Raw genomic sequence first — 21,453 nt, 5'->3', positions numbered from 1 at the left:
GAAGGCTACATGCCTTCTCCTTTTTGATTCCACATTCCAAAATTGATATAATTGGGTTATATTACCAACATAAAAAAATGGAGTGATAATGTGTTTAATAAGGCTGTCTATTTGATGATCTTGCTTTTATTTCTTTCAGGGTGTGCCTCCGATGAAACCCCAAAGAACCAAATACAAGATATCGAAACAACAGGAAATACTGTTGAAACTCTAGCGAAAAATCTGGATATTCCATGGAACATAGCAAAGCATAATCAAACCTTTTATCTTACTCAACGCTCAGGAAAAATCATAGAAATATCTGGAGATACACGAAAAGAACAAAAGTTATCTCTTACAAAAAATGTTCATCATGAGGGAGAAGGTGGATTATTGGGTTTTGTGTTAGCAACTGATTTTACAACCAGCCATAAAGCATATGCCTATCACACCTATGAAGAAGGAAATGTAATCAAAAATCGTATCATCGTTCTTAAAAAAGAAGATGATACTTGGATTGAAGAAGATACACTAGTAGAAAATATCCCCGGTGGAAGAATTCATAATGGCGGGAGAATAAAGATCGGTCCTGACAACATGCTCTATGCTACAACCGGAGATTCAGGTAATCCCAACTTGGCACAAGATAAGCAGAGTTTAGCAGGAAAGATTTTACGTATGAAACTTGATGGGGCTGTTCCAGATGATAACCCAATTCAGTCCTCTTACCTGTATTCTTATGGACATAGAAATCCTCAAGGTCTTGCATGGGATGCGGACGGCAATCTCTATAGCACTGAGCATGGGCAAAGTGCACATGATGAAATAAACTTGATCAAACCTGGACAAAATTATGGATGGCCAGTTATTCAAGGAGATGAAGAAAAACCCGGTATGGTTCCACCTATTTTTCATACAGGTGAACAAACCTGGGCACCATCCGGTATAGAGTATTGGAATGGAAGTCTTTATATTGCCACACTTAGAGGTGAAAAAGTCCGACGTTTTGACTTATCTTCTAATCAGGTTTCGGCTTTTCACGAGGGTAGTGGCAGAATGCGAGATGTGTTAATTGAAGAAAATCACCTTTACACTATCACAAATAACCGAGATGGCAGAGGAACACCTAGTAAAGATGATGACAAGCTTCTCAATATTCCTATAACAGTACGAGAGTATTAAAGTAACATGGAAAGAATCCCTCTTCTAAAGTGGGATTTTTTACTGTGGAGTCTTTTCATTTAGAAAAAACAATATAGCTCCCTTTATTTTTTACCAATAATGGAAAATACTATGATAAAAATCACAAAAACCATCTTAATTGGATATTGTTGGAACAGTTTGTAATCTAGCTAACATCTAGCTGTAACAACGTAAACAAACTGTTAAGTGCTTGTTCTTTTAAACTTTCTTTTTCGTGGTAAGATGAATTCATTGATTAGCACAACCGCTAACAAGGAGGTAAACAACATGAAAAGAAAGTTGATTTCGTTTATCACATTCGCATCATTGACAGCAGGATTTTCGGTACAAGCTGCTGCAGAAGAAATTACAGTAAAAGAAGGTGATACTCTCTGGGATATTGCCGAACAAAATGAAGTTGAAGTTGAACATATAAAAGAGTGGAATAACTTATCAAGTGATAAAATTCTTCCAGAGGATCAGCTGGTTCTTAATGATTCTCATGAAGTAAAATTAGGTGATACTCTCTGGGATATTGCCGAAGAATACGAAGTAGATATAGACGAGCTTGAACAATGGAATAACCTTGATTCCCACATTATTAAACCTGGGGAAGAGCTCCAAATCAAGCATTCTGAAACAAAAAAAGATACTACTGAGCCTGCTGCTACAACAGTAAAAAAGGTTCAAAAAGTTAAAAATACAGAAACAACAGAAACAGAGCAAGAACCAGAAGGTCAGGAAATGACTGTAACCGCAACTGCTTATACAGCAAATTGCGAGGGATGTTCAGGTACAACTGCGACTGGAATTAACCTAAATGCAAATCCAGATAAAAAGGTTATTGCAGTAGATCCTTCTGTTATTCCTCTTGGCTCAACTGTTGAAGTTGAAGGATATGGAACTGCGGTTGCAGCAGATACTGGCGGAGCGATTAAAGGCAATAAAATAGATGTCTTTATCCCTTCAAAATCAGATGCTGTAAACTGGGGTAGAAAAAAAGTAAAGATTAAAGTACTTGATTAATAAAAACGTAAAATGGTTGTGTTATTTATAAACTCAAGTTACCTATTAACATAGTTTCAAAGGGCTGTCTCAATTGTGACAGCTCATTTCTATATCATCACGACAATCTGCACTAGATTAGAAAAACATGGCTAATTATGTCAAGTCTTGCAATATTACGATCCGTTTTTTATTTCTTAGAAAAATCATGTAGAGAATTGTAGATAAATTTTTGAAGGAGTTTTAAAAGATTTCTAAAATTAATGTACATAAGAAGAAAAGTAACTAAATAGAAAGGTGGACATTGTTCGTGAGAGATGATTTAAGCTTGCAACAACTTGCAGAAGGTATCCCAAAATCACTTTTGAATGCATCTGATAAAGATATAGAAAGCTTCCAACATATTATTGAGGAGACAATAAAACTACGAGAAGGACACCGAAATTTACAAAAGCTTATAAAAAGCTTCTCTACCAATGGCATTCAACGTTCATAAGTAATTAAAAACGACCTACCAATTTTCGGGTAAGTCGTTTTGTCTTTTAATCGTTAACCTCTGTACTTAAACTTGTTGGAATTAATCCTACGTCCTCAAATACTTTACCGAGTTTCTCATCAGCTTGAGTGAATGTTTCATTTGCTGCATCTAATGAAGGAGCATCTTTTGCCAGCTCATCTGCCTTCGTTTGATAAGATGCTGTTAAATCTTCTATAGCTGATTCAAGATCTGCTTTTTGATCTGTTAATTCTTCAGGAATTTCAATTGTCTTTAATTGTTCAACGACTGCTTTAGCAGATGCTTCTGCTGAAGTTTTCATTTCTACTGTTGGCTCTTCTTCTGAAGCTTCATATGCATTTAAATCTCCATCATGTTCATTTATAGCCTTTGAAGTTGACATATAGAATCGCATCATAGCACTTTTGGCATTTTGCTCCTTATCTGCTCCTTCTTCTGCTGTAGCATCTTCACTTTTTGTATTTTGCGATTCTGTTGATTCTTCCGTTTCTCCAGCACAAGCTGTTAACCCGATGGCAAACACTAGTGTAGAAAATAAAAACCAAAATTTTCTCATTTAAACTCCTCCAAATCGGAATAGTATGTAGATGAAGATCTCCATTGAATTCCCAAATATTAGAATGATCTTCCACCTTCTGTATTATAGGAGTTACCCGAAAGAATTTCAACCATTATTCCACAAAAATATCAACATCACTTTTACTGCTTTCATAATTAAAGCACTTTCATCCCTAACATAACAATACTCTGCGCTATTTGTTAATTTTCAGCTAAAATAAACTTTACAAATGAGTTCTCAATACTCAACGGTACATATAAAAACAGATTATATATTATTCCCCAAAAATGTACCTAAACATATTTAGTACAAAATTATCACTTTTCTTATAACTCCATGTCTGTCCCTTTCAAACAAAACCCTTCATTCATAGAATACATTAACACTGAAGGAAAGGCGGTGATAGAATGGGTGGTTATAACGGTGGAAACAGCTTTGCTTTGATTGTCGTATTGTTCATCTTGTTAATTATTGTAGGTGCAGCATATATTGGCTACTAATTCTTTTCATTACCTTCAATAGTTAGGAATCTTATGGGACATGAGATCCTCCTCAAAAAAAGTGAAGGTCTTCGCCATTCCTGCGGCGAAGACCTTCATCTTTAATCCTATCTTCTTATGATAAGCATGTTAATTGTGATGATTGTAAAACTGATAAATGCCAAAAAAGGAATTGTAATAAATCCCAGAACATTTATATATTCTCCTGAACATGGTATCCCACTTGAACACATTTCAAGTTTTTTCATAAACGGAAGCTTCTGTAGAGTATAATGATAGAATGATGTAGCCATACCGATCATAGCTATCGGTAACACATACTTATAGACAGTTCGTTCTCCATAATAAAACGCAACACCTAAAATGATCGTTAGCGGATACATAAGAATTCGCTGGTACCAACATAAAGTACATGGTATATAATGAAGAACTTCACTAAAGAATAGACTCCCCAACGTCGCAATAAGAGAGATAATCCATGAAAAAAGTAACCATTTATTCATTCGTACTCTTATTCCCCTTCTATAGCTTCTTCAACTATTTCCTTAAGATCTTCATAATTGTTTCCTTCGAATTTTTGACCGTTCACATATAATGTAGGAGTTCCCGTTATGCTTAAATTGTTTGCTTGCTTCATATCCTCATCCCATGCAGCTTCCGATTCTTTTTGATGAAAAGCAGAAACAACTTTGCCAGTTTCTTCTTTAGTAACAATTTCTTTTAATGTCTGTTCGAGAAATTCTTCTGTAAAAACATCCATTCTTTCATATTTTAGATCTTCTGGCTGCTTCTCAAAAAGTAAATGATGAAATTCCCAAAATACGTCATTTCCCAGCTCCTTGTAAACTGCCTCTGCAAATTTAGCTGACCGAATAGAATCCACGTTGATAAAAGAATAATTAACGAAGTAAAATTTTGCTTGACCATTTTCTACAAAGTCCTTCTGTATTTGCGGAACAAATTCATCATGAAAATTTTTGCAAATAGGACATTTATAGTCTCCAAATTCTACGATCTGAACAGGAGCATTGTCTTGACCCAGATATGGTTGATTTTCAACGTTTAATGCCTCCACTGTGCTAGAGGAACTTGATATAAAAATCAATGCTGCCATACAAATAACGAGAATACTAACAATCCAAACGATTAATTTTTGTGGTTTACTCTCTTTTTTCTTATTAGAAGCCATTGTTTCACCTTACTCTCTTCCTTTATTCCCTATCTTAGATTCCAAAGATAGAGATGACGCAGGATTAAAAACGAAGAAGATAGCCATTACAGCATAAGCCAAATCCAGTTCAAACCCTGATCCTTGACCATTTCCCATAAAACCTGAGGATAGTTTCACCTTTAATGTTGCAACCAACAAAATGATAAAAAATAGTGCTGATATGTAACGTGTGCCAAATCCAACAATTAATAGTAATCCTCCAACTAATTCAACAGCTGCAACTATATAAGCTGCAAAACCCGGTAACCCGATACTATCAAACCAACTAGCTGTGTTACCAACACCACCTTGAAACTTTGCAAGTCCATGCATAAAAAAAGCAAAACCCAAATAAACCCGAAGAATGAATAAGCCTACTTCCAATCTCATTTTTAATCTCCTCTCATCATTACACTACATATTGTAGTGTTTGTTTCTAAAAAAATATAGGTGCAAATCTACTACTTACCTACACTACCCATTGTAGTGTAGGTGGACTTTTCGGTCAAGCGTAAACATAACTAAACCATCATCATCAAAATCATCAAAAATGCAATCATATTAATTGAAACAATTATAGATATGAGCGGACATTTAACAGGTATTGAAGACTCAGGTTCTAATAACTGTTTTATACGGTAATTTACAGATCCATCTGAAAATGGTACCAAAACTGGAGCAGTGCTTCGATTATGAATATAGGACTTTATTAGTTTTATTAAGGCACTTCCAAGTCCAACCTCAGATCCCATACATTTAACCGCATATTCATCAGCAACCAGTTCAACCATTATTTTATAATTTTCATAACACCATTTCGCTATCGGAATGTACCACATAACCTCCGATATGAGTTGTAAAAGAAAGACTTTGAATGGATCATTGTATTTTTGATGTGCTGTTTCGTGGTGAATAACAGCCTCAAGCTCATTTTTGTCCAACAATTCGATAAGACTGGTTGAAATAATAATGATTGGCCGGATAAATCCTACTGTATAAGCAACGGGCTCTTGATTTCGGATAACATAAATATCTTTTCTCCCGCGATTAAACAGTGTATTCATTTTTTCCGTTATAGAATGATTTAGTTTTTCTTTTATTCTATTTTTCATTTTAGAGTAAAAGAAAACCTGTTTAATGATTTTTATACATACCATGATAAAAGTCCATGCTATAAACGAGTTTACTAAAAATAAAACGAGATGATAAAGAATCGTATTCCCACTAAAGAGACTAATACAAAGCTGAAATACATTGTAATGAATAAATGTACCAAACACATGATGATATAAATACAACCCCATTTGGATAAAAAGAACGATTGCTAAGAAAAGGCCTAATCCAAAAACAATTAAGGATTTATATCTCCAAGTCATTGTTTCTTTCCTTTCTTAAGTTGGTCAATTTTTTCTTCTAGTCGATTCAGTAATTGTTGATCGACTTCTGTGAGGGAATCCAACATGTGATTCACAACTAAACCGCCAAACTCATCTAATAAATTATCTGTTAATTTTTTCGATTGTTCCTCAATAAATTCCTCTTTCGTTTTAACCGGTTTAAAAAAAGAGGTTCTTCCTTCAACTCTTTTTTGTAGAATTCCTTTTTCCAGAAGACGGTTCATCACCGTCATAACGGTATTAAAATTAATGGATTTCTCTATCTCAAGTCGTTGTTGAACTTGCTTTATACTTTTCTCAGAGCCTTCCCAAAGAATATCCATAATTTTAGCCTCTAAAGGACCAAAAAAACGATTTAACCCTACTTGATCGAATCGGAAATTATTAATATTCATACTGATCTCACCTTTCATTACATATTGTAGTGTAAGAGAATACATAAGACAAGAATTAAGAAAAGCGCAAGCGCCTTGATTAGCCCCGACAAGCATAAGACCAATAGGAATAGAAGGTGTTCTTTGCCTTCAATTCCTATTTGACTTATGACCTCGAGGGGCTAGGCGCTGGAGCTAGACACCTACACTAAGTATAAGATTTTATTATTTCTTACCTTATAAAAAGACCAACCCTTCAATAAGGTTGGCCATCTTAGGATTAATTTGAACCCGTTTTTAATAGAACGGTTTCTTCTTCTTGATTTTTCGCTGCTTTAGACTGAACATATTTAGCTGTGAGGATAACTGCGGCAATAACTAGGATTTCAAATCCATATTTCACAAATCCATTCTCAAACAACCCACTTAAGAAGTGTTCACCGACTATCATTTTAGATGCAGTCCATGCAAGTATACCCGCCCCAATTGTTATAATAACCGGGAAACGATCGATCCATTTCAATATGATTGTACTTCCCCACATAACCACAGGAACTGAAATTAATAGTCCGATAACTACTAATAGCATATTTCCGTGAGAGGCACCCGCTACTGCCAAGACATTATCGAGTCCCATTAATGCATCTGCTATGATAACCGTTCGAAGCGCTGCCCAAAAGCTATCCCCGGCTTTTACATCGTCATGATCATTATTATCAACAAGCAATTTGTATGCAATGTAGACTAGTAATAGTCCGCCGACAAGGTGAAGACCCGGGACCTCCAATAACCAAACAACAGCTAAAGTTGCCACGATACGAATAATAATAGCTCCTAAAGATCCCCATAAAATTACTTTTTTCTGTTGATGTTTTGGCAAGTTTCTTGCCGCTAATCCAATTAGGATGGCATTATCTCCGGCTAAAACTAAATCAATCACGATAATAGATAAAAGTGCAGTGAGAAAATCCATTTCCATTAAGATTACCTCCTATTTGCTAGATAAAAATTTTTTATAAATAATAAATAGCTATTATGCAAAATAAAAGAGACCTTTGCCGATTAGGCAAAGGTCTCGCTAAGCACAATGTATGCCAACAAAGCCGATGAACAATGTTCATGTAATGACGACTTTATTTCAGGATAATCCTGACGCTACTCCCCTTTACATTGGAAGTGTTCGCTATTTAATCTATCTTTCATTATACCTTATTTTATGGACCAATGTCTATATATTTATCTCACTCTATAAAAACCACGATCTTTTCAGCATAATCATTATCTTATATTCGTTTCATCAGATCACTAATTATCAAATAATTCCATCAAATTAAGAAAGATTATAGATGTCCCCCCGTATATAAGCTATTGTAAAGATAGACAACACAAAAAAGGATTCTTTACCTAGCAGCAAGTATATAAATTATAGGGGTGGAGTAAATTCATGAGAAATATCGTGGTATGTAAAGAAGGCAATGGCGACTTCACAAGTATTCAAGATGCAATTGATTCAGTACGGGTTCTTACACTTGAACCTGTCAGCATTTATATTAAAGCTGGAAAATATGAGGAAATTGTAGTAATTCCTGATAATAAGCCGGATATTCATTTAATAGGAGAAGATGTTGAAAAAACAATCATTAGTCATCATTTATATGCCGAAATGGTTGACTCTAAACAAAAGAAACTTGGAACATTTCGGACACCTGTTGTTTCTATTCACGCTGATAACATTCAACTGGAAAATATCACAATTGAAAATACAGCAGGATATGGTAAGGAGATTGGGCAGGCGTTAGCTCTATATGTATCTGGTGATCGCGGTGTCTATCAACATGTTAGATTACTAGGTAACCAGGACACACTTTACTCAAGTCGGGGTCGGCAATATTTTTCAAATTGCTATATTGAAGGTCATGTTGATTTTATTTTCGGCTCTGGTACTGTTGTTTTTCAACACTGTGAAATTCATAGTTTACGTGATGGATACATAACAGCTTCTTCCGCACCAAAAGAATCAACATTCGGATTTATCTTTTTTGATTGTAAATTAACTGGTACTGCAAATGATAATTCTGTTTATTTAGGAAGACCTTGGCGCCCCTTTGCACAAACCACCTTTATTCGGACATGGATGGGTTCACATATAAAACGCGAAGGATGGGATAACTGGAGCGACAAAGAAAATGAAAAAACATCCAGATACTATGAAGGAGAAAGCTATGGTCCTGGTAGTGTAGATGAACATCGTGTGAATTGGGCAACAAACTTATCAGATAGTGACATTGAGGTTATAACGATTGAAAAAATATTCGAGAGTTCAGACAACTGGGTTCCAAAAGAAATGCGCAAGTGCCTTGATCAGCCCCGACAGGCATTAGACGATCAGGAATAGAAGACGTTTTTGTCTTCAATTCCTGAGTGGCTTGACCCCGAGGGCTAGGCGCTGGAGCTGGACACCAACACTAAGTTTAATAATATTAGAAGGTTTAAGGAGGTTTATTTCATGACAAATTTATTATGGACTCAAAATGCACCATTTCTTAGTTCTGAAGATGAATTCACTCCAACAATTACTCCGTACCTAATCAATCGTAAAGAAAAACATGGAGCGGTCATCATTTTTCCAGGTGGCGGTTATCAAGGTCGTGCACACCACGAAGGAGAGCCAGTCGCAAAATGGTTAAACACGCTGGGTATCTCTGCATTTGTATTAAACTATCGTGTTTCACCTTCGAGACATCCAGCTCCATTAGCGGATGCTCAGCGTGCTATTCGCTATGTTCGACATCATGCAGAAGATTGGTCCATTGATAAACAAAAAATTGGGATATTAGGCTTTTCAGCAGGTGGACATCTAGCATCAACTGCTTCAACCCACTTTTTACAAGGATGCTACGAATCTAGTGATCGTATTGATGAAGAAAGCTGTAGGCCGAATATTGCCATTGTATGTTATCCTGTCATATCATTTACACACTTTTATCATGAAGGCTCTGTTCAAAATTTACTGGGAAATAACTCATCAGAGCAACTGCGTCTATCATTATCCAATGAAAACAATGTTACCACAGATACACCACCAACATTTCTCTGGCACACAGCTGATGATGGCGCAGTTCCTGTTGAGAATAGTTTACTCTATGCACAATCATTAAGTAAAAATAATGTTCCCTTTGAAATGCATATCTTTCCGAATGGACGTCATGGTTTAGGACTTGCTGAAGAAGACCCTGTAGTGGGAAAATGGATAAATTTATGTGAAAATTGGTTAAAACAACAAGGATTTTAATATGACAAACTTAAAAAGACTTTGTCCGGTCATGGACAAAGTCTTTTTTTGGCTAAGAGGATGTTACATTTTTCAACTCAATCATAGACTCTTCTGAGCTTGTTTTTTGTTTGCATTGATTAAATTCGATGTCTTCACCATTTTCCACATAAAATGCAGGTCCTTGATGGTTACTGATTGTCACTCTATGAAAACTAACACCTTTGACGTTTCCGCAGTAGAAGCCGCGTTGTTTCATCGGCTTTAATTCGGACATCATGGCAGGCATACCTGGTTCTGCATCATCAGCCATATTGACGGTGACATGATCAAATGTCACATCTTCCACATACATCTCAGGCAGGCCGTATAAAAATCCTGCCGCCGCACTTACTTCCCTAGCGGTTATATTTGAGAAATGTATTCTTCTAAAAACAGGAGTTTCTTCCGTTACAGGATATGGATTTTTATCCCATACATATTTTTCTTTACCACGTGGTCCACAAAAATAATAGAGGTTTGCAATAAACGGACAAATTACTCCGATCATTATAATATTGCTTACCCGGATATCTTCTACAACACCACCGCGACCACGTCTTGATTTCAAGCGAATCCCTCGGTCTGTTCCTTCGAATATACAATTACTTACTGTTACATTTCGAATATCACCGCTCATTTCACTCCCAAGGACAACCCCGCCATGTCCATGGATCATCGTGCAGTTTGTAATTGTAATATTTTCGCATGCTACACGTTTTTCGGTATCCTCTGTTCCCGCTTTAATTGCAATGCAATCATCACCAACATCAATATGGCAATCTGATATTCTAACATTTCGGCATGATTCCGGGTCAATGCCATCTGTATTTGGTGAATGACTCGGATTTACAATTGTTAGATTATGAATTGTCACATCTTCACAGCATATGGGATTTACCGTCCAGCTAGGAGACTGAATCATCTTTACTCCTGAGATTAATATATGTCTGCAAGAATCAAAGCTTACCAGCTTTGGACGCGGATATTTATTTTCCTTTTTTCTAAAAAGATCCCACCAAAAGGCACCATTCCCATCCAATGTCCCATATCCTGTTACAGATATGTTTTCACTATTTTCAGAATAAATACATGATGCATATACATCTTTTTTAACTCCTTCCCACCTTGAGTGGACAACTGGATACTCATTTATATCAGTACTAAATAGTAGAGTAGATCCAGCTTCTAAATATAGATTCATATTGCTTTTTAATATAATGGCACCTGTTAGAAATCGACCTGTCGGAACATACACCGTTCCTCCTCCAGCATCCTCACATGCCTGAATGGTCGCGGCAATCATTTTTGTATTAACTGTCTTCCCATCACCTACCGCACCATATTGTGTAATATCATGCAGACCGGTTGTGCTTGTTGGAATCATTTTTCTCTCTCCTTTCTCTATTGAATACTTTCCATTTCTGCGGCTGCTAAAATAAAAGCTCCAATTCCTTTTAAGTCATTTGTTATAATCGGCTCACTAATATAGTATTCAAATGTTCCATCTCGTTTATCTGGTCCACCCAGTCCGGCTACCTGGCAGTTTTTATTTAAATTAACCAAGCCTTCACTTGTTTCCGTAATAAATTCGTTTATAATCCCCTCATAAACCTGATGGGCTAACTCTTCCCATTCTTTTGTTAGATACCCTTGCTTTACTCCCTTTGCTACAGCATATAAAATCATGCAAGAAGCTGAAGCCTCAAGATAATTTCCCTTTCGATCCCCCTTATCAAGGACCTGGTACCAAACTCCTGATTCTTTGTCTTGCACATTTTTGAGGGCGAGTAAAACATCTGTCAGTAATACTAATAATGCACCTCTATCTTTATGATTCTCCGGAAGGAATGTGAGTGTATCAACTAGTCCCATCACAAACCATCCCATTGATCTTCCCCAGAAGTTCTTTGAATGGCCTGTTTCCGGGTTGCACCATGACTGTATTCTTTTCTCATCAAACGCATGAAAAAGAAGACCTGTCTCATGATCTTTTGTATTTTTCGCACATAGTAAAAATTGCTTTGTTATATCATCAAATTCCTCTAATTGTCCAAACTCCTTAACATACTCAGCGTAAAATGGTGACCCCATATAAAGACCGTCAAGCCAAATTTGATGAGGATACACTTTCTTATGCCAAAAAACTCCCTCAGATGTGCGGGGATGTAATTTCAACTGTTTTCTTAACAGGTCGATTGCCTTCTTGTATTTCGTTTCTCCCGTTTCTTTGAACAAAGTAAGTAGAGCCTTTCCATTGTTTATATGATCAATATTAAAGTGTTCAATATTGTATGCCCGGATATCACCTTCTTCATTGACAAAAGCATCCATATTTTTTTTCATATAATCAAAATACTTCTGATCACCTGTTTTCCTCCAGACAAGCTCCGTCCCCTTTAATACAACACCATAGTCATACGACCACTTATCATTTACAACACCTTCACACAAAAGCGGTCTTCGGACAATAACAGAGTCGATCATTCTTTGTGACAAATTAAGTGTTTTTATTTCCACCATTATTCAACCCTCTCTCTGATTGTTTTCCTTATAACTAAAATAATGAAAATCAGCATGTTTGTTTGTCCCCAAAAGATCCTGTACACACACCCCAACAAAGTTCCCTGTAAATCCGTTCCCCTCATCAGAAAGGTGGGCAATACTGATTGGAATGTCAATTCTTTCCCAATCATTAGCATTAGACTTATAAAAGAATGTTGCTTCCTCATCATGTAAAATTGCTTTGAGTTTGCAGCTCTTTGAGTCGTTTATAGGAACCCACAGATCTAAATGTTCAAACTCTCCCCACTCACATCTCATAATATTGAGACATTTCCCTTTTTCTTCATCATGTGAAAGATAGAAATAAACATAATTATCAGTATTGTAATAAAGAACCAGACCTGCCATCTGCAGAAATGTTTCTGGATCAAATTCGATGTCTGTTTCCACTTCACATGAGAAATGCTGCTGTCGTCTTGCAACTAAATGCTGATCATTCAGGGAGTGAAGGGATTCTCCTCCCTTTAATCGCAGGCATCCTTTTCGTTCCTTTAATGAGCACCAGGATTCATCAGGAGCTTTGCGGATGGTATTCCACGTTATATGTAATGATTCATTTTGAAAATCATCATATTCATTTTGATCATGTGGAAAAGGGTGTTGAGGAAGATTCGGTGCGATGACTTCTTCTTGTGCTTCATTTCCTCCGTTCTCAAGTCGAAGCCATCCATCTTCTGTCCATTTCACACGCTGAATAGCAGTTTCCCGACCTAAAATGGAGTATTTCCCTTTCACAGGTCTGCTGCATAAGTGGGCCATATACCATTCACCCGTTTGTGTACAAACTAAACTTCCATGTCCGGCCTTTTGCAACGGTAAATGTTCGTCATGTGCAGAAGTTAACATTGGATTTTGCGGATCAACCTCATATGGACCGGTCAATTCTTTAGATCTTGCAACGGTGACAGCATGTGTTTTACCTGTGCCACCTTCAGCAGTTAGTAAATAGTAATAACCATTCTGTTTATAAATATGGGGAGCTTCTGTTTTCCTTAAATTCGTCCCATTAAATATTTTATACATTGGACCAATCAATTTTTTACCCTCCGGAGAATACTCCTGCATCACAATCCCTGCAGATTTATTTCTCCCATCAATTCGATAATCCCACTCAACATTCAAAAACCATTTCCGACCATCCTCATCATGAAATAAAGATGGATCAAAGCTTCCACTGTTTAAAAGGATAGGCTCTGACCAAGGACCTAAGATATCAGTTGCTGTAATTAAGTAATTATGTGCATCCTTAAATGGATACTTACTTCTTTTTACATCAGTGTAAACCAAATAAAATACACCATCATGATGACTTAAAGCAGGAGCCCAAATACTGCATGAATCCGGATTGCCGATAAAGGTTTGATCCGTATTCAAAATATTGGTTAAGTGCCTCCAGTTTTGTAGATCTCTAGAATGATAGACTGGCACTCCCGGATACCATTCAAAAGTTGAAGTAACTAAATAGTAGTTTTCCTCCACCCGAACAATACACGGGTCTGGATTAAATCCCGTCAAGACCGGATTCTTTATATACGACCTTTCCTGCATAAAAAAGCTCCTTTCTTTATGAAACCTATTTAGAAAAGAAGATTCTTTCTCCATTAGGGAGAAAGAATCTTACCTTTACCAATTCATCATCAACCTTGTGCTTTCTTATAAGCCTCTTCATATTCTTTTGCCATTGCATCTCCACCTGATTTCTTCCACTTATCAACTGCCTCATCAAAGGCCTTTTCATCAATTTCACCCATGATGTATTTGATTGTTGCATCCACAATTATTTTCTCTAATTCTGTTCCGCGTTCATTTGCTGTTTCTGAATCAAGCGGTACAGTAGGATCGAGGACGGCAAACTCGGCATTTTCTTTAATTAGCTCATTAACCAGTTGTTTAGAAGGATCTGCGTCGACAAGTGAGTGGGTAATCTCACTAGGTCTTGAGCTGGAAAATGGTTGTACGTCTTTTTGCCATAAATCGTTGTCTAAAATCGTAAACGCGCCATTGCTATCAGTTTCATAGTGAGTTCCTTCAATACCGCCTGTCATCATCATAAACACTTCTTCATCAATTAAATCATTAATAAATTGCAGTAAGCGTTTTAACTCAGCTTCTGTTTTCACTTCTGATTTAGGGAAAGCCATTAAGCCACCTACACCGCTATTTTCCGACCAGATATGATTTCCACCATCAGGGCTTTCAATTTTGTTTATTGGCACAATCTCCATTTCATCTTGAATACCCTCTGCCATTGTTTTTAAGTTCTTAATATCAACCATACCTGTATAAATTCCCGCTTTACCTTGTGCGAATTTTTGTTGTTGATCTGTTTTAGCTGTTACAGCAAAATCCTGGTCCAAATAGCCATTCTTGTATAAGTCTCTCGAATAATTCATTGTATCTTTATATGCTTGTGTCTCAAATTCCGGTGTAAATGTCCCGTCTTCTTCAACTTGCCATCCGTTTGGTGTTCCAAAGTAGGAGCTTAATGTTTTGAAACTGCTGTACCTAAGATCACTTCGATCACTGAAAGCGACTGTATCATCTTTTCCATTGCCATCCGGATCATCCTCTGTAAACGCTCTTGCAACTTCAAATAATTCATCCAATGTTTTTGGAACTTCAAGTCCTAAATTATCTAACCAGTCCTTACGAAGCAAGAGTCCGGAACGTGCTAAATCTTTTTGAAATGGTACTCCATATAATTTTCCATCGATGGATGCAGCTGTTCGAATGTCTTCAGATATTAGTTTCAAATTATCGTAATCATCTAAGTACTTTTCTACATCCCAAAACATACCGGTTTTTAATGATTGCCTTACAGAAGAATTTGTCATCATTGTTAAAGAAACAATGTCAGATAATTCTCCGGAGGCGAGTGCGGCTGTAATTCTTTCTTCTTTAGATGCATCAGGTACCCAATTAAAATTGATCGTCGAATTTGTCGCTTCTTCTATCTCTTTTAACACGACATCTGTTGGTGGAGAAGCTGTATGCAGGATCGCTGTCCAATTCACTTCAACCTTTGATTCAGGATCATATTTTTCTGTATCTCCGCTTGCTTGTTCATTATTATTAGAACAAGCAGCAAGAAGGATTTGTGATGCTACTAATACATTTACCCCAATTATTTTGGCTAGCTTTTTTTTCATCTTCCATTTTCCCCTTTCTGACTTTGAGCTTTTTATTTTTTCTTTTTTTGATTATGCATGATATATCCCCTCATTCATTGCTTGTTTTCTTATCCACCCCCTTAAAATTGTATTAAGATTGACTCTCGCTTTCTAAGAGCACAGCCTGATTTTCAACTTTTATAAATACTTGGTTTGTCATCCACATAATGACGTAATTCCCAATACTAACCCCAAAGACCACAAGCGCACCTGAATTCATAAAGAGGATGAAATAAATGAACGCCAATGAAAGAAGCATGATCAATGTATACTGTAAATATGAAATCCCAAATAAGACAGAGCACTTGATTTTAACAATGGTGCTTTTCCAGTCATAGTGGACCATAATGGGAAACACATAACAAAGTGAAACAACATAGATAAAGCTGACAAAGATCACTAAAGCACGCAAGTAAAAAGACTGAACATACAAAAGATCAACATATAAAATCCAGCCGATGACAAGATAAATCATGCCAATAACAGACGCCTCTTTAAAGGAAGAGCGATAGGCCTTCCAGAATGTCGAAAAAATGGGAATATCACTATTTCCTCGAATCCACTGCCTTATGACGGTATACAGTGCTAATGTGGCTGGACCGATTCCAGCTAGAACAAGGCCCAGCAATGTAAATGCGATCCATAAGATATTAAGATATACCAGCTGTAAAATACGGATACATATGTCATTTAACCGCTCAGCCATTTTATCCATTATTCACACTCCTTTCTCCCTAATGATACCGCTATCAATTCTTTTCATTAGTAAAGACCGTCCTCCCCAAATTTCTTCGCTAATTTATTTGCGCCAATAACCAGGATTAGTCCCACAAGTCCTTTAAATAAACCAACCGCAGTACTATAGCTTAATTGACCATTTTTAAGTCCGGCCGTATAGACATACGTATCAAAGATTTCCATTGATTCTCTATTAAGCGAGTTTAAAAGAAGATAAACATGCTCAAAACCTAAGTCTAATGTTTGACCGATTTTTAAGATTAATAGAATAATGATAACCGGACGAATTGCAGGCAATGTAACATGCCAGATTTGACGAAGACGATTGGCACCATCCATTTTTGCAGCTTCATATAATTGTGGATCAACAGCTGTCACTGCCGCCAAATAAATGATGGTTGACCAGCCCATTTCTTTCCAGATAATTTGCAGGATGTAAATCGCCCTGGTCCATGCACCATCTGTTAAGAAATCCATTTTCTCGCCGCCTGCTTTGGCAATCAATTCATTAATAACTCCTCCATCTACTGTTAAGAAGACGTATGAAATCGATACAATAATAACCCATGACATAAAATGCGGGATATATATAACAGTTTGAATTGTGCTTTTGAAGATTTTCCCTCTTACTTCATTTAACATTAATGCCAATATGATAGGAATCGGGAAAAAGACAAATAAATTTAATGCAAATAAAAACAGTGTGTTTGTTAACAACATAAAAAAGGTTGGTTCTGTAAATAACCGAATAAAATGTTTAAAACCGGCCCAAGGACTTCCTGAAATCCCTAAAAACGGCTGGTAATCCTGGAAGGCGATGATCAGTCCTCCCATTGGTACATACTTAAAAATAATGAAATACAAGAGACCTGGCAATATCATAAAATACAAATATTTATTTCTGCCTATACTTGCAATATTCTTTCTTCTGATTTCTCGCTTGATTGCTTTCTTATCTGGAACAGTTTGCACGCTATGCTGATCTTTTATAGGAATCATTGTTTCCCTCACACAGAAATCCTCCCTCAATTTTTCTCCGTATATGTTTGTACAATTCAAAATTAATCTATTTCATAGCGTAACGTCTACAATCATTCTGTCAGAAACTATTCTCCGACACCGTTTGTAATCGCTTTCTGTTGTCAATATGATCTATTGAGTACTTTTAACCTGCCATGATTATTCTTAGTAAGATCCATAATCATGGCATGAAATAACTACTGTGGAAATGATTATAGACATGCTTATTTTTCGGTTGCTATATTGGAAATAGAAATATAGATAAATATAAATTGAAATGGAGGGTTTCGATTGAAGTATGAAAGTTCTTTAGGCAATCGTATTTTTAATTTCCTTAACTATACGGTCCTGCTGCTAATTGGGTTAGCTTGTTTTCTCCCATTTGTAAACGTTATCTCAAGTTCCTTCGCAACAACACAGGAGGTTGTTGAAAAAACATTTATACTTTTTCCAACAACTTTTACTTTGGATGCTTACCACTATATTTTTTCTACACCTACGATTTTTAGGAGCTTTGCCGTCTCAATTGGTGTAACAGGTGTTGGTACATTCGTTAGTATGGTTTTAACTGCTTTCATGGCTTACGGATTATCGAGAAAGTACTTATATGGAAGGAAAGGGATCAACTTTATCGTAGTCTTTACCATGCTTTTTAGCGGAGGGATGATTCCTACCTATCTTGTCGTAAGGAATTTAGGCCTTATTGATACGTATTGGGCACTAATTTTGCCAGTCGCAATTAGTGCATTTAACTTAATTATTATGAGGAATTTTTTCCAAGCCATTCCGGACAGCTTGGAAGAATCAGCAAAGGTTGACGGTTACAACGATATTATGATTTTCTTCAAAATTATCCTGCCGTTATCTCTGCCTTCAATCGCAACAATTTCATTATTTTACGCAGTGTCATATTGGAATGAATATACAAATGCAATTCTTTACTTAAATGATTCAGGTAAATGGCCTATTCAAGTGTTACTGCGTCAAATTGTTATCGTATCAAGCGGCATGCAGGCAGATAATTCCGCTGTTGATATCGTTCCACCGGCACAAACAATCAAAATGGCCGTTATCGCAGTAGCAACAATCCCTATGCTAATCGTCTACCCATTCTTGCAAAAATACTTTGTAAAAGGTGCCTTTGTAGGCTCTGTGAAGGCTTAATATGAGTAAGAAGAAAATACTTATGTGAATAACAATAGAGACTACTATATTCGATACGGTAGTCTTTATTATTTTTAATTGAATGTTTTAGAAAGAATTGTAGATGCAGATTACTTTTTAATAGATAGTGGAATCGCGCGGAAGACACTCGACTCCTGCGGGAAGTAGAGGAAAGGCTTAGACCCCGCAGGCAAAGCCGAGAAGGGCTCAGCTTCCTCCCCGACGCATGGAGTGTCTGCAGCGCAATGTAACGGCCTGTTCTAAAGGCTTTACTATAGAATATAACGGAGCGCTTTACATAGTAAAAACATCCCCTACAATGTTCAAATTACAAATTGTATAAAGGGGATGTTTCTTATACACTCTATTATTTTGAAACAAAAAGAAACTTTCATCAACTTTTCTTATAAACCAATGTCTCACCACAATGCAATTCCCTATATTTCCCCGGTGTTATTCCTTCATATTTACGGAAGGAACGGATAAAATTTTGAGAATTATTATATTGCAGCTTTTCCGAGATTTTCTTTACTGACATATCTGTTTCTTTCAGCCATTTCTTCGCCATATCATATCGATACAATGCAAGATATTCACTAAACGATTGATTGAACTCCTTCTTAAAAATACTACTTAAATAATTTTTATTATAATGAAGACGGGCTGCTATATTTTCTAAAGAAAGTTCTGTATCAAATTCATTTTGAATAATATGAACAATTTTATCTGAGATCGTTTTATATTGATAATCAGTACGTTCAGTAATCGCATTGATCATAGGATATACGATTTTATGTTTTACAAACATTTCAATTTCTTCGGAAGTTTTCATTTCTGAAATGGCATTATACAATGTTTTATGATCCTCAATAATTAAAGTGTTCATACCCAACACGTGCATAAAACTAACTAAATCATTGATAAACCGCATAATATTAACTTCAAGTTCATGAGGATTATGATTATTTTTAAACAAATCTGCAAGCAGTTGATGTAGCGTTTCTTTTGCTTTTTTGTTTTCTCCTAATTTAATTGAATCGAACAACTGATTTTCAAGAATTTTCGGAAAATATGTCTTAATTTCATTGCTATTAAAAATAGCTGAAACACTTTCATAAAAAATAATCGATTCTTTTCCTACCTTTAAGCGGTACTTAAGGGCTTCAATTCCTTGTTGAAGTGCAAGTTTACTGTCTCCTAAATCTTTAAATGGGCTACTTATACCTACACTAACTGTCAAATTAAAAATCTCTTTCACCACTTTTTGAATTCTTTCCATATAATTGTTTATGACTAATATATGCTGATCAGTATCCTCGTTTTGGCAAAGTAAAATGGTTGCTTGCGTTCTTGAATCAATAACAGCCGGTGATAACTGCTCATCCTTACTAATAATGTCAGAAACGAGCTGATTGATTGAAAATAAGAGGACGTCTTTGTCCTTTCTTGAATAATTATTGTTTTCAAGATGATCAAATTGAATAGCAAGAACATACAAACTTTTCCACTTTTGTTGGAACTTAAAATCCTGCAGTTGCTCTTGAATTTCCTGCTCATTCATACGTCCGTGAAAAAGATTCAACATAAATAATGTTTTTAATTGTTCATGCTGGCTTGTAATTACATTTTCAAGGGACTGATTTTTATTTATAACTTCACGAATCGAACTTCCGATAAGCTCAAATTCATCTTTATAATCATTTTTTTGCATTTTAGGGATGAATTTCTGCAGTTCACGAATTGGTTTAGAAAAGTAGTCGGAGCTAACATAACCTATAATTATTGTCACTGATAGCATAAAAACACTCATCAAAATAGTTCCAATAATGGTTGGTTTCATTGCCTCAGTAAACTCTGAATCTTTTATTTTTGTAACATATAACCATCCATTGTATCCTGATTTTGAATAAACCAATTTATATTGGTCTTTTTGTTGTGTATCAACTGGATAGATCCCAGCTTGTCCTTGGTGGTGATTTACTAAGTCAGAAATAATATTATGCTTAATTTCTTTTTCCTGTGGTTCTGCATCATTTTGATAGATTAATATTCCATCTTGATTATAAATATAGACAGGATTTGATTCAGCCTGATTATAGATTAGACTTGATAATGACTTTAATGGGATATGTACTATGAGAACGCCGTTTTTTGTTGACTGATAATAGGGGGTTTGTTTGATAAGCTTAATCTCATTTTCCACATTTTCTTCCTTCAACCATGTAGAGGGGTGTGGAAGTGACATATAATTTGATACAATGTAATCCATTTCTGTTTTAGTAACTGCTTTTAATCCGTATTGATTTATCTTCCAGTTTCCTTGTAAGCTTACTAATTCTATGGTTGTTTGACTTGGTCCGAATGAAGAAATGTAGTTTAATTGTTTATCAATTGCTTGATAAATATCAAAATTCTTTACGGTTAAAGGTTCTTTAATATATTGCTTAAATGAGGAATCATGAACATAGGAATTAAGTGAATAATCTAATGTTTGCATTTTCTGTTCGAGCGTATTCATGATTTGAACAACATTTTCCTGCTTCTCCAAAATAATCTTCTCTTCAAATGAAGCCTTGGTAAAAAAATACGCAAAGCCATTAAATAAGATCACAACAAGAGTACCTGCTAAAACAAAAGGTAAAAAAATGCGATAAAAATATTTTGGTTTTTGTTTCAACATCATCACCTCTTCCCTACCGATAAAACGCTTACATTAGTTATCATTATATGATTCCACTATTTTTAATGTCAATATGCTGTTAC

The 21,453-nt window shown here is 35.9% G+C and carries 21 protein-coding genes; 7 read left to right on the top strand and 14 right to left on the bottom strand.

The genetic code is table 11. The features are described from left to right. Window positions 1-90: 90 nt before the first annotated feature. From BK577_RS11405 to BK577_RS11395, 3 genes are all read left to right on the top strand, one after another. Entirely contained in the window at window positions 91-1,161 is a 1,071-nt protein-coding gene (locus tag BK577_RS11405) for a PQQ-dependent sugar dehydrogenase (RefSeq protein WP_245823464.1), read from the top strand. Window positions 1,162-1,449: 288 nt separating this feature from the next. Next, window positions 1,450-2,187, top strand: coding sequence for a 3D domain-containing protein (locus tag BK577_RS11400; protein WP_078432984.1), 738 nt, complete (start codon window positions 1,450-1,452; stop codon window positions 2,185-2,187). A 289-nt stretch (window positions 2,188-2,476) separates the two neighbouring features. Then, window positions 2,477-2,662 carry a hypothetical protein gene (locus tag BK577_RS11395; protein ID WP_026562186.1) on the top strand — a complete coding sequence of 62 codons (186 nt, stop codon included), beginning with the start codon at window positions 2,477-2,479 and terminating at the stop codon, window positions 2,660-2,662. A 46-nt stretch (window positions 2,663-2,708) separates the two neighbouring features. Here the strand turns inward: BK577_RS11395 and BK577_RS11390 are convergent, their stop codons facing one another. Next, window positions 2,709-3,239 carry a hypothetical protein gene (locus tag BK577_RS11390; protein ID WP_078432983.1) on the bottom strand — a complete coding sequence of 177 codons (531 nt, stop codon included), beginning with the start codon at window positions 3,237-3,239 and terminating at the stop codon, window positions 2,709-2,711. 410 nt (window positions 3,240-3,649) lie between these two features. Between BK577_RS11390 and BK577_RS11385 the strand changes: the two genes are divergently transcribed. Then, complete coding sequence (locus tag BK577_RS11385; RefSeq protein ID WP_034333088.1) at window positions 3,650-3,742, top strand: YjcZ family sporulation protein; 93 nt, start codon at window positions 3,650-3,652, stop codon at window positions 3,740-3,742. Window positions 3,743-3,849: 107 nt separating this feature from the next. Here the strand turns inward: BK577_RS11385 and BK577_RS11380 are convergent, their stop codons facing one another. The 6 genes from BK577_RS11380 to BK577_RS11355 all read right to left on the bottom strand — a co-directional run bounded on the left by BK577_RS11380 (window position 3,850) and on the right by BK577_RS11355 (window position 7,696). Beyond that, window positions 3,850-4,245: a disulfide oxidoreductase gene (locus tag BK577_RS11380; protein WP_078432982.1), complete on the bottom strand. Its 396-nt coding sequence runs from the start codon at window positions 4,243-4,245 to the stop codon at window positions 3,850-3,852. Window positions 4,246-4,253: 8 nt separating this feature from the next. Beyond that, window positions 4,254-4,931 (bottom strand): DsbA family protein, encoded by a 678-nt coding sequence (locus BK577_RS11375; protein WP_078432981.1) that lies wholly within the window; start codon window positions 4,929-4,931, stop codon window positions 4,254-4,256. A 9-nt stretch (window positions 4,932-4,940) separates the two neighbouring features. Then, window positions 4,941-5,342 (bottom strand): DoxX family protein, encoded by a 402-nt coding sequence (locus tag BK577_RS11370; protein WP_078432980.1) that lies wholly within the window; start codon window positions 5,340-5,342, stop codon window positions 4,941-4,943. Between the two features lie 131 nt (window positions 5,343-5,473). Next, a complete protein-coding gene (locus BK577_RS11365) occupies window positions 5,474-6,328 on the bottom strand; it encodes a M56 family metallopeptidase (protein WP_078432979.1) in 855 nt (284 codons plus the stop codon). Further along, on the bottom strand, window positions 6,325-6,744 hold the full coding sequence (locus BK577_RS11360; protein ID WP_078432978.1) for a BlaI/MecI/CopY family transcriptional regulator: 420 nt from the start codon (window positions 6,742-6,744) through the stop codon (window positions 6,325-6,327). The genes BK577_RS11365 and BK577_RS11360 overlap by 4 nt, the downstream gene beginning before the upstream one ends. Window positions 6,745-7,003: 259 nt before the next feature. Further along, window positions 7,004-7,696, bottom strand: coding sequence for a TerC family protein (locus BK577_RS11355; RefSeq protein ID WP_078433548.1), 693 nt, complete (start codon window positions 7,694-7,696; stop codon window positions 7,004-7,006). A gap of 471 nt (window positions 7,697-8,167) precedes the next feature. Here BK577_RS11355 and BK577_RS11350 point away from each other — a divergent pair, with 471 nt between their 5' ends. Both BK577_RS11350 and BK577_RS11345 read left to right on the top strand, forming a co-directional pair. Then, entirely contained in the window at window positions 8,168-9,118 is a 951-nt protein-coding gene (locus BK577_RS11350) for a pectinesterase family protein (protein WP_078432977.1), read from the top strand. A 111-nt stretch (window positions 9,119-9,229) separates the two neighbouring features. Beyond that, window positions 9,230-10,015: an alpha/beta hydrolase gene (locus BK577_RS11345; RefSeq protein ID WP_078432976.1), complete on the top strand. Its 786-nt coding sequence runs from the start codon at window positions 9,230-9,232 to the stop codon at window positions 10,013-10,015. 52 nt (window positions 10,016-10,067) lie between these two features. Here BK577_RS11345 and BK577_RS11340 read toward each other — a convergent pair whose 3' ends face one another. The 6 genes from BK577_RS11340 to BK577_RS11315 all read right to left on the bottom strand — a co-directional run bounded on the left by BK577_RS11340 (window position 10,068) and on the right by BK577_RS11315 (window position 17,388). Continuing rightward, on the bottom strand, window positions 10,068-11,420 hold the full coding sequence (locus tag BK577_RS11340) for a glycoside hydrolase family 28 protein (protein WP_078432975.1): 1,353 nt from the start codon (window positions 11,418-11,420) through the stop codon (window positions 10,068-10,070). Between the two features lie 17 nt (window positions 11,421-11,437). Continuing rightward, entirely contained in the window at window positions 11,438-12,556 is a 1,119-nt protein-coding gene (locus tag BK577_RS11335; RefSeq protein WP_078432974.1) for a glycoside hydrolase family 88/105 protein, read from the bottom strand. Between the two features lie 3 nt (window positions 12,557-12,559). Continuing rightward, complete coding sequence (locus BK577_RS11330; protein WP_078432973.1) at window positions 12,560-14,146, bottom strand: glycoside hydrolase family 43 protein; 1,587 nt, start codon at window positions 14,144-14,146, stop codon at window positions 12,560-12,562. Between the two features lie 89 nt (window positions 14,147-14,235). Continuing rightward, a complete protein-coding gene (locus tag BK577_RS11325) occupies window positions 14,236-15,747 on the bottom strand; it encodes an extracellular solute-binding protein (RefSeq protein ID WP_078432972.1) in 1,512 nt (503 codons plus the stop codon). Window positions 15,748-15,859: 112 nt separating this feature from the next. Then, the gene (locus BK577_RS11320) at window positions 15,860-16,483 is read right to left on the bottom strand and encodes a YesL family protein (protein ID WP_078432971.1); all 624 of its coding nucleotides are present in this window, start codon (window positions 16,481-16,483) and stop codon (window positions 15,860-15,862) included. Between the two features lie 47 nt (window positions 16,484-16,530). Continuing rightward, the gene (locus BK577_RS11315; protein WP_281252600.1) at window positions 16,531-17,388 is read right to left on the bottom strand and encodes an ABC transporter permease; all 858 of its coding nucleotides are present in this window, start codon (window positions 17,386-17,388) and stop codon (window positions 16,531-16,533) included. Between the two features lie 429 nt (window positions 17,389-17,817). On the opposite strand from BK577_RS11315, the gene BK577_RS11310 reads away from it, so the two are divergent. Further along, complete coding sequence (locus tag BK577_RS11310) at window positions 17,818-18,690, top strand: carbohydrate ABC transporter permease (RefSeq protein WP_078432970.1); 873 nt, start codon at window positions 17,818-17,820, stop codon at window positions 18,688-18,690. Window positions 18,691-19,084: 394 nt separating this feature from the next. On the opposite strand, the gene BK577_RS11305 is transcribed toward BK577_RS11310, so the two are convergent. Next, the gene (locus tag BK577_RS11305; protein ID WP_169908223.1) at window positions 19,085-21,367 is read right to left on the bottom strand and encodes a helix-turn-helix domain-containing protein; all 2,283 of its coding nucleotides are present in this window, start codon (window positions 21,365-21,367) and stop codon (window positions 19,085-19,087) included. Window positions 21,368-21,453 lie beyond the last annotated feature (86 nt).

The sequence above is a fragment of the Metabacillus halosaccharovorans genome (assembly GCF_002019635.1).
Taxonomy (GTDB): Bacteria; Bacillota; Bacilli; order Bacillales; family Bacillaceae; genus Metabacillus; species Metabacillus halosaccharovorans.
Note: the sequence above shows the minus strand (reverse complement) of the source record. Positions and strands in the feature narration are given on the sequence as shown.

Coding starts and splice junctions, on each gene's coding strand:
- BK577_RS11315 (WP_281252600.1), bottom strand. CDS start 17,388: ATGATATTGCCAGGTCTCTTGTATTTCATTATTTTTAAGTATGTACCA.
- BK577_RS11330 (WP_078432973.1), bottom strand. CDS start 14,146: ATGCAGGAAAGGTCGTATATAAAGAATCCGGTCTTGACGGGATTTAAT.
- BK577_RS11335 (WP_078432974.1), bottom strand. CDS start 12,556: ATGGTGGAAATAAAAACACTTAATTTGTCACAAAGAATGATCGACTCT.
- BK577_RS11350 (WP_078432977.1), top strand. CDS start 8,168: ATGAGAAATATCGTGGTATGTAAAGAAGGCAATGGCGACTTCACAAGT.
- BK577_RS11325 (WP_078432972.1), bottom strand. CDS start 15,747: ATGAAAAAAAAGCTAGCCAAAATAATTGGGGTAAATGTATTAGTAGCA.
- BK577_RS11340 (WP_078432975.1), bottom strand. CDS start 11,420: ATGATTCCAACAAGCACAACCGGTCTGCATGATATTACACAATATGGT.
- BK577_RS11355 (WP_078433548.1), bottom strand. CDS start 7,696: ATGGATTTTCTCACTGCACTTTTATCTATTATCGTGATTGATTTAGTT.
- BK577_RS11385 (WP_034333088.1), top strand. CDS start 3,650: ATGGGTGGTTATAACGGTGGAAACAGCTTTGCTTTGATTGTCGTATTG.
- BK577_RS11365 (WP_078432979.1), bottom strand. CDS start 6,328: ATGACTTGGAGATATAAATCCTTAATTGTTTTTGGATTAGGCCTTTTC.
- BK577_RS11370 (WP_078432980.1), bottom strand. CDS start 5,342: ATGAGATTGGAAGTAGGCTTATTCATTCTTCGGGTTTATTTGGGTTTT.
- BK577_RS11360 (WP_078432978.1), bottom strand. CDS start 6,744: ATGAATATTAATAATTTCCGATTCGATCAAGTAGGGTTAAATCGTTTT.
- BK577_RS11390 (WP_078432983.1), bottom strand. CDS start 3,239: ATGAGAAAATTTTGGTTTTTATTTTCTACACTAGTGTTTGCCATCGGG.
- BK577_RS11400 (WP_078432984.1), top strand. CDS start 1,450: ATGAAAAGAAAGTTGATTTCGTTTATCACATTCGCATCATTGACAGCA.
- BK577_RS11320 (WP_078432971.1), bottom strand. CDS start 16,483: ATGGATAAAATGGCTGAGCGGTTAAATGACATATGTATCCGTATTTTA.
- BK577_RS11380 (WP_078432982.1), bottom strand. CDS start 4,245: ATGAATAAATGGTTACTTTTTTCATGGATTATCTCTCTTATTGCGACG.
- BK577_RS11345 (WP_078432976.1), top strand. CDS start 9,230: ATGACAAATTTATTATGGACTCAAAATGCACCATTTCTTAGTTCTGAA.
- BK577_RS11375 (WP_078432981.1), bottom strand. CDS start 4,931: ATGGCTTCTAATAAGAAAAAAGAGAGTAAACCACAAAAATTAATCGTT.